Source organism: Methylobacterium sp. WL103, from assembly GCF_008039885.1.
In the GTDB taxonomy this organism is placed as follows: domain Bacteria; phylum Pseudomonadota; class Alphaproteobacteria; order Rhizobiales; family Beijerinckiaceae; genus Methylobacterium; species Methylobacterium cerastii.
The window spans coordinates 1-1,064 of record NZ_VRUX01000971.1; the positions used below are offsets into that span (position 1 = coordinate 1).

Below are 1,064 nucleotides of genomic sequence, written 5' to 3' on the forward strand. Positions count from 1 at the left end.
CTCCCCAACCCTCCCCCCCCGGGAGAGGGAGCAGCACCGCCCATACGGCGGGTCGCCTTGGCCGCGTCATCAAGGGCAGCCGACATGAGCGTCATCGTCCAGCCCGCCGACCTCGCGATCGCGGCCCTGCGCGACCGCGGCGGCCCGGCCCAGCCGCTCCTGTCGGTCTCGGGCCTCGTCAAGCACTTCCCCGTGCGCAAGGGCGTCGGGGGCAAGAAGTCGGTCGTGCGCGCCGTCGACGGCGTCGACTTCCAGGCCTTGAAGGGCGAGACCCTCGGGATCGTCGGCGAATCCGGCTGCGGCAAGTCGACGACGGCCAAGCTCCTGATGGGGCTGATCGAGCGCGATCAGGGCGAGATGCTGTTCGACGGCGAGGCGGTGGGCTCCCGCGCGATGCCGTGGCGGACCTATCGCCGCCAGGTGCAGATGGTGTTCCAGGACAGCTACGCCTCGCTCAACCCGCGGATGACGGTGGAGGCCTCGATCGCCTTCGGGCCGACGGTCAACGGGGTCGGCAGCCGCGAGGCGATCGAGCGCGCCCGCGGGCTCCTCGCCCGCGTCGGCCTGGAGCCGAAACGCTTCGCCGGGCGCTACCCGCACGAGCTGTCCGGCGGCCAGCGCCAGCGGGTCAACATCGCCCGCGCCCTGGCGCTCGAGCCGCGTTTGATCCTCCTCGACGAGGCGGTCTCGGCCCTCGACAAGTCTGTGGAGGCGCAGGTGCTCAACCTGCTCCTCGACCTCAAGGCGGAGTTCGGGCTGACCTACCTGTTCATCAGCCACGACCTCAACGTGGTGCGCTTCATCTGCGACCGGGTGATGGTGATGTATCTCGGGCGCGTCGCCGAGCTCGGCCCCTCGGACACGGTGCTGGCCGAGCCCGCCCACCCCTACACCCAGGCGCTGCTCGCCTCGATGCCGTCGCTCGATCCCGACAACCGTACGCAGGCCGCCCTGCTCACCGGCGACCCGCCGAACCCGATCGACCCGCCCGACGGCTGCCGCTTCCATCCGCGCTGCCGCCTCGCCGAGCCGGTCTGCTCCCAGGCGACGCCGCCGCTCGCCCC

1 protein-coding gene is annotated in these 1,064 nt (G+C 71.9%); it reads left to right on the plus strand.

The window, feature by feature from the left end:
- Positions 1-84: 84 nt before the first annotated feature.
- The coding region (locus tag FV222_RS27115) for an ABC transporter ATP-binding protein (RefSeq protein ID WP_147816225.1) at positions 85-1,064 on the plus strand (980 nt) is incomplete at its 3' end.